This is a genomic window from Mangrovicoccus sp. HB161399 (assembly GCF_013184745.1).
Taxonomy (GTDB): Bacteria; Pseudomonadota; Alphaproteobacteria; order Rhodobacterales; family Rhodobacteraceae; genus Mangrovicoccus.
Genome location: NZ_JAATVU010000120.1, coordinates 4,073 through 11,085, shown reverse-complemented (window position 1 = coordinate 11,085; position 7,013 = coordinate 4,073). Strand labels below are relative to the sequence as shown.

The following is a 7,013-nucleotide window of genomic DNA, read 5'->3' as shown; positions in this document are numbered from 1 at the left end:
GCGAAGATAATCCCGCTCAGGACGCGCCGGTCGTCGACACGCGGTTTGCCGTGGGACTTCGGGAAGCAGGGCTCCAGCCGCGCCATTTGCGCATCGTTGAGCCAGAAGAGATCAGACATGTCACCGCTCAGTTTTCGCGCGGAGAATCATGCCGTTCCGCTGGGATCAATGGGTCCTGACACTAGGCATGGGACTTCTATGGTCCGCAGAACCCGATGGAGCCGTGGCCGGAATGGATGGTCGCGAAACTGGACGAGGCGCCCCCGGCTGTCCGTACGACGGCGAAACTCATTCCCGGCAAGGGAGAAAGGCCAGGCGAAGCTATTGCAACCAGGTGGCACGATTTCCGCGGCGACTGGATGGTTGTCCGCGACGAGAAGACCGACACCGAGATCGACGTCTTTTGTCCGCCGTCTCTCTCCGCATACCTCGAGACGACGCCGCGAGACGGCGCATTTGTGCTGGACAAGAACCTGCGCGAGCCGCTGGGCTACGACGCCGTCGAGAAGCAGTTGCGCAGCTGGCGGGAGACGCTCGGCGATCGCGCCGCAGCCTACAGCCTTCACGGCCTGAGGAAGCTCGCGATCGTGCAGTTGGCTGACGCCGGATGCAGCGACGCCGAGATCCAGGCCATCACGAACCAGACGCCGGAAACCATCGCCTATTACAGGGCGCGCGCAAGCCGGAAGGTCATGAGCCGAAATACCCAGCTCCGGCGAGAAAAAGACTGAAGAACAGAACAAAAACGAAACAAGACACTGTGAGTCGCGTGTCTGAGTCACACTGGAAATGCCAGCTGGACCAAATTGCGAACATCGCACAAGTCATTGATATTGGGCTGGTACCCGAGGTCGGATTCGAACCGACATGACCGAAGTCGGGGGATTTTGAAACCGGACGAACCAATATGAAAACAGCCATCTAGATGAAAAATGTCCTAGAAACGGAGCAAGAACGTTTGAGGAAACTAGGACGTGGAAAATGACGGAAATACGGAGAAAGACAGAGACAATATAAAAATCCGTACGCAGTCCTCTCTGATCTATTAGCCCTCCACACTGGCCGTCACGATCGACGTGTCAACCGGCTCAGCGCCGCAGCCCATATAAGCCGTAGCGCCACAGCCGGTCATGCACTAACATTGACACCGGACCACGCGAATAGGACACACCGCCGACAGGGTTTTACGGCATATATTTTCGACATATGAAAGGATTAATCGGTGAAAACGTCCGCCGATCGAAGACTCGCCATTGCGACAGCAAAAGTTTGGCGAAAAGCACTCCAAACACAAAAGGAATCCGACACCAAAGAGCCCGATCAGCCTCCCCCCTACCAAAATGTGACTAACGATCTAGTTGAGAGACTTGATCAAGCTCAGAAATTTATCGCTGCGATCCTTGGCATTGGAGCAGTCTTCTATGGTTTCGGATTCGTAATAGTAAACAGCTTCTATGGTGAATTTGGCGTTAGATCCTTTTCTTTGTCGTTGCCTACGTACCTAGTTTCCGGATTAAGCTTTTTATTGCCATCGCTTCCTGCCCTCCTGACACTCTCACTACTATGGGCATCTATAGGCCTAAAGCTCTTTCCGTACGAGAAGATAATCAATGCGGCAAAAACGAAAGATCTCTCAAGCTTAAAAGACAACAAAGTTTTTCAAAGGAATATATACATATCACATGAAACTCTACGATTCCGATACATTAGAGGTGAGAAGTGGGCAAGGATAATTCTTTATATTATCGCCGGGTTCCTCCTAATTTCAATTGCGATCTCTATATTTCTCATCCCACAAACTGGCATCCAAGTATCAGAAATATTGCAAGAAATAATAAATTCAATTTCCAGCACCTCTCACTATCATCCGTTTCTCATTTTTCTTTATGTTATGGTATACGTGGTCTTCCTAATCGCTGGGATAGTACTTCTTCACCATCGGAGGGAATTTATTCGAGCATTGCGCGCCTGCCTTTGTGACCGAGTGCATAATTGCGTCGAAAGAAAAATGAATGTGCCCTCGGAATTTCTTTTTCTCTTGCATGACAAAAATAATTCAAATACTCAGTCAGAAAACTACACAATGATGTCACTAATGGCATTTCTCGTTGCTGCATTATTCGTTCCACTTGCACTTCTTTGGGCGAAAAACATCTATCCCAGAATTCCTCATGCACTAGGTGGCGGCAACGACATGGGGGCACGGGTACAGGTCATTTTCGACTACCAGAATCTTGAAGCTGCTAGACTGATGACTACCCTTAACAGTTCGTACGGAGTATATTTTCACAAAGGGATTTCCGAACCCCTTAGGGTGCTCGCCGAAGACGAACTAGAAATTATTGCAATACTCTTGAAAATTAGAAATTCTGACGGGCCTCACGCTTTGGAAGAACAACTAAAAGATTGCATGTCTCTCGTAGATCTCACGCGCATGGCTAAGGAGGGAATTTTAGAACTACATACAGTCAAAATTCCGAAAGACATAGTTATAAGCGAAATCTACAGCGTATGCCGCTAGATGTTTAGTCCCGGGGTGTGGTGGTCTACTACTCTGCAACCATCAGAGGGATGCCCTATGGGACAGGTTCTTCACGGCAGCGCCACGACTACGCACGCCATCCGAGCTCTCATACAGCGATCGAAAGCTTCGAACGCGGCGCTAAGCCGGGAGCTTGGCATGAACGTCAAGACCGTGGCCAAGTGGCGGAAGCGGGAGCGCGTCGACACACACATGGACGCGAAACCATGCACTTGGCCGAAATTGGTCCCAGAGACAGAACGGGAACGAACCGTGAAACTAGGACGCGGTTGAACCGGCAAGATTCCGAACTCAGACCTCTGCCTTCGGAGGGCAGCGCGAGACGCCATGTTCCGGCAGCGTTCCGCAAAATCCCCGCATTTGTTCACTGCCTAGATCATCAATTCTGACCTGTACCTGTGGCGCGCCACAGAAACGCCAAGATCACCGCTTTGACGAAACCACCGAAAGGAAAGCCAACATGCTTCGCATCTTCAGCGGCAAGAGCACCGACAATGACCCGTTCTGCGGGGTCGTCATGGGGGACAAGGTGAAGGACACCCCTACCGGCTTCACCGGGGTGGCGATCGCCCGCGCCGAGCACATGACCGGATGCAACCAGCTGTACGTCCTTCCGAAGTCAGATAAGGAGAACGAGATCAAGGACGGTCACTGGTTCGACATCGAGCGCATCGAGAAGATCGGAGATCGCGCCGTCGTGGTGGAGGCCCGTCGCACCGGTGCAGACGTTCCAGCTCCTCGGGCCGATGGCGCCAAGCTGCCGCATGGTGGATCGGCCGCATGAAGCCTCTCCCCATCTCCAACGCGACCCGCGTGCTCGCCAAGGATCAGCCGGAATACATCCCGCTTCACATCTGCGACCAGCAGTTCCCAGACGACGACGACGCCCTCTGCTGTTCAAGGAACACCGCGCTCTAACCGCAAGGCATTTGGGCCATATGATCGTCGCCCATGAGCGAGAGGCAGCCGATAGAGTTGTCATTCTCTAGCAACACTGGTTGCGCCCTTGTCGAGGCGCTCCGGATCGGACGATTGCTAGGCTAGGTGACCGCCGCCCAAATACCAAGAGCGCGCAAAGGATTCGCTGCGCTGATGCTGGAGGGCTAGAGTTGTGCTCTACGAAGCGGTAAATGTCGGACAACGCGCTAGTAGTGGCCGCGCTCTTCCTCCCATGGTAATGGCGCAGAGCCAAGATGGGCAGCAACTGGTCGAGGTTTTCCTCAAGGGACCCCACTTCTCGAGCTCCAAGACATTCGATAACATCTTAGAACGAGAGTGGATGGCCGGACGCCTCGCATCAGAGCTGGGTTTGCCATGTGCCAGAGGCTGCCAAGTTGTCGTTTTGCCAGAGCTTATCGCAACCGTCGGCGACCAAGTCTTGCGCCATCAGTTGGAATTAGGCCCGGAGGTCCTCTTCGGCTCGATCAGCGCCGGTCCGCAATGGAATGTTTGGACATCAGCAACTCCTGCACGGCGAGCCGCCCTGCCGACCATGGCCAGCATCTATCTGTTCGACACGCTGATAGACAACTTTGATCGCTCTGAGCACAGCCCCAACTTACTCCTGCATGGAGATGACTTCCTAATGATTGACCATGGGGAAGCATTTCAAAACGCATCTGGAACAGGCGGATACGAAGACCTCCAAGGGAAGCCATGGTTGCCCGCCCAGCTCCAGAACACCGCTGGTTTCGATCAGCACATCTTCTGGCCACGCTTGCGACACCGAGACATGCCAGAGTTTACCCGGGCCGCGTCAGATTGGAGTAGATTGCCAGGCGACATGTTTGCAGGTATCGCCGCGGAGATTCCCAGCTGCTGGGACAGGACAACTGTGAATCGCATCACCGACTACCTATGTGAGGGTGTCGAGTACTTGGCCGCCGTCCTGGCGAACATCGAAGAGGAGCTTCAACGATGAAGGGGCATGCCTATTCGTATGTCGTCCTGCAGTATCGCCATGACGTTTGGATCGGCGAAGCTTTGAACCTCGGCGTTCTTGTCTGCTGTCCTGGCGAGCGTGTTCTCAAACTCAGGAGCCGTCGCGGACGTGGGCGCATCGCACAGGCCTATCCCGGCATCGATGCCCCCGCGCTCACCGGCACACTTAAGGCACTTGAGCACCGCTTCTCGAAGATTGAATCCTCGTGGGACATGCTATCCTCCGCGGCAAAGGCCGGAGATATTGGGCGAGGCGTTCTTCGCGCTGACGCAAGCAGCCTCCAGTGGGCATTGGACGGAGGTGGCATCACGAGTTCATCCGCTGAGACGGTCGACATGCTGTATGAGCGCTTCGTCGGACGCTACGATGATGATGCTCCCCGCGACACACGATCCGATGAGCAGGTATTCGAAACGGTTAAGGTGAAGCTTGAGGCTGCGCAGCTCTACAAGCGCTTCGAGCGCCATGTCGTTCGTTCCGAATTTGGTGACGTTCCCTTCGAGCATGCTTTGAAGAACGGAGTTTGGCACTGCGTCCAAGGAGTATCTTTTGACTCTGCTAACCGCGACCGCATGCTCGAGAAAGCTCAGAGGCTCGCAGGGAAGATGCATAGCATCGCAGGCTTCGAAGGAACAATGAGGCCATATTTCGTCACGGGAAAGCCGCAACGCTCTGAGCTCTTGCCACAGTATGGAAAAATGCAGGCACTTCTTAGATCGAGCCCGCTTTCTCCTCTGGTGGTGGACGAGGTTGAGGCATCGGTCGTGGTCGACAGGATCGCCGCTGCCGCACACTGATGCGGGGTCGAAGCTACCGGACACGGCCGCCCGCCCCGCGGCGCTTTTTCACCCGTCGCCCTGCGCCGTCCGCGCCCCATCCATCCGGTTCGCCCCGGCATCCCGCGCGAGCTGCGCCAGACATATTTTCAGAAGAACTGGAAATGGTCCGATGTCAGCAGCCCCGCGTCCACGCCAAGCAAAGTCAGGCTGCTGTCGGCCCAGGAAGCAACCGCGCCCTCGCCGGCCTCGGAGATGACAACCTCCTCCATACCTGTGGCACCGTCCACGGCGACGAAGTCTCCGCTGAGCGTAAAGTCGGTAACAACATCGTGGCCCGAGCCCACCTCCAGGACGAAGATATCGACGCCTTGTCCGCCAGTAAGCTCGTCATCTCCGCCGCCGCCGCGCAGCGTGTCGTTTCCTCGCGATCCGCGCAGAACGTCCTCGCCCTGCCCGCCCATCAACAGATCCGAGCCCATGCCGCCCGCCAAGAGATCATTGCCCCGGCCACCGGAGAGCGCATCGGCCTTCATGCCCCCGAAGAGAGAGTCGTCTCCGATACCTCCGGAAAGACTGTTCCTGCCGTCGTTGCCGTACACCCTGTTCGACAGGAAATTTCCCGAGCCGTCGACGTCTGCACTTCCAGTGAGGGCAAGCTCTTCCACATTGTTGCTCTGCTCGTTGAGATGATACGAGACCGACGAGAAGACCCGGTCGTAGCCATTGTCCGGTCGCTCGATGATCCGATCACCAGTATTGTCGACGTAGTAGCGGTCATTACCGTACCCGCCTTGGAGCAGATCGGCACCAGCACCTCCGTCGAGGCTGTCCCTGCCGAGACCTCCCCTAAGCGTGTCCGAACCTTCGCCACCATTCAGGACATCTGGACCAGCTAAACCGCTGAGGAGGTCGTTGCCTGCCCCGCCTTCAAGGGTGTTGGCCCCGCTGTCGCCCGTGAGGCTGAGGTCGGAGAACTCACGGAGCTCAATCTGCGTGTTGATCCCCATGCCTTGGAGTTCGGAAGTGGAATAGGTCCGTTCGTTTCCGGCCATGTCGACGATATAGACGGAAGAGACGTTCAAGATGCCAGGCGTGTTGGCTGTCGAGACGCCCCAGTCTTCACTGTGGCTTCCATCTTCCCAGTCCCTGGCGCTGCCCATGGTGACAAAAGGGTAGCTCGCATAGATTCCGAAGCCAGGACTGGAGCTGTAAACTAGGTCGTCGTCAAAACGAACGGCCAGGTAGTAGATGCCGATCAGGTCATCCACCGCCGTGGCGGAGATCTCCAGCACCGCCTCGCCATCCCCGAGATCGATGGTCGAGGGGATGTTGAGAGTCAGGAGCGTTGGAGGCGTGGTGTCCGCGGCGGAGCCGATGACGTCGATCTGTGTGTTGATCCCCATGCCTTGGAGTTCGGAAGCGGAATAGGTCCGTTCGTTGCCGGCCATGTCGACGATATAGACGGAAGAGACGTTCAAGATGCCAGGCGTGTTGGCCGTCGAGACGCCCCAGTCCTCACTGTGGCTTCCATCTTCCCAGTCCCTGGCGCTGCCCATGGTGACAAATGGGTAGCTCGCATAGATTCCGAAGCCAGGACTGGAGCTGTAAACCAGGTCGTCGTCAAAACGAACGGCCAGGTAGTAGATGCCGATCAGGTCATCCACCGCCGTGGCGGAGATCTCCAGCACCGCCTCGCCATCCCCGAGATCGATGGTCGAGGGGATGTTGAGAGTCAGGAGCGTTGGAGGTG

The 7,013-nt window shown here is 55.8% G+C and carries 7 protein-coding genes and 2 pseudogenes; 7 read left to right on the top strand and 2 right to left on the bottom strand.

The window, feature by feature from the left end:
• A pseudogene (locus tag HCC78_RS30040) lies at nucleotides 1-119 on the bottom strand (IS5/IS1182 family transposase); the annotation flags it as partial.
• Between the two features lie 117 nt (nucleotides 120-236).
• Between HCC78_RS30040 and HCC78_RS30035 the strand changes: the two are divergent.
• The 7 genes and pseudogenes from HCC78_RS30035 (at nucleotide 237) to HCC78_RS30010 (ending at nucleotide 5,281) form a co-directional block, all read left to right on the top strand.
• Nucleotides 237-731, top strand: a complete 495-nt coding sequence (locus HCC78_RS30035) for a hypothetical protein (protein ID WP_172332424.1) — start codon at nucleotides 237-239, stop codon at nucleotides 729-731.
• Nucleotides 732-1,222: 491 nt separating this feature from the next.
• Nucleotides 1,223-2,521 carry a hypothetical protein gene (locus HCC78_RS30030; RefSeq protein ID WP_172332423.1) on the top strand — a complete coding sequence of 433 codons (1,299 nt, stop codon included), beginning with the start codon at nucleotides 1,223-1,225 and terminating at the stop codon, nucleotides 2,519-2,521.
• A gap of 57 nt (nucleotides 2,522-2,578) precedes the next feature.
• Nucleotides 2,579-2,725: pseudogene (locus HCC78_RS34205) on the top strand (IS481 family transposase); the annotation flags it as partial.
• A 277-nt stretch (nucleotides 2,726-3,002) separates the two neighbouring features.
• A complete protein-coding gene (locus tag HCC78_RS30025; RefSeq protein WP_172332422.1) occupies nucleotides 3,003-3,326 on the top strand; it encodes a hypothetical protein in 324 nt (107 codons plus the stop codon).
• A complete protein-coding gene (locus HCC78_RS30020) occupies nucleotides 3,323-3,460 on the top strand; it encodes a hypothetical protein (RefSeq protein ID WP_172332421.1) in 138 nt (45 codons plus the stop codon). Before HCC78_RS30025 ends, HCC78_RS30020 begins: the two co-directional genes overlap by 4 nt.
• A 193-nt stretch (nucleotides 3,461-3,653) precedes the next feature.
• A complete protein-coding gene (locus HCC78_RS30015; RefSeq protein ID WP_172332420.1) occupies nucleotides 3,654-4,463 on the top strand; it encodes a HipA family kinase in 810 nt (269 codons plus the stop codon).
• The gene (locus tag HCC78_RS30010; RefSeq protein WP_172332419.1) at nucleotides 4,460-5,281 is read left to right on the top strand and encodes a DUF3037 domain-containing protein; all 822 of its coding nucleotides are present in this window, start codon (nucleotides 4,460-4,462) and stop codon (nucleotides 5,279-5,281) included. The genes HCC78_RS30015 and HCC78_RS30010 overlap by 4 nt, the downstream gene beginning before the upstream one ends.
• A gap of 128 nt (nucleotides 5,282-5,409) precedes the next feature.
• On the opposite strand, the gene HCC78_RS30005 is transcribed toward HCC78_RS30010, so the two are convergent.
• A partial coding sequence (locus HCC78_RS30005) for a calcium-binding protein (RefSeq protein WP_305848704.1) occupies nucleotides 5,410-7,013 on the bottom strand: 1,604 nt, incomplete at its 5' end.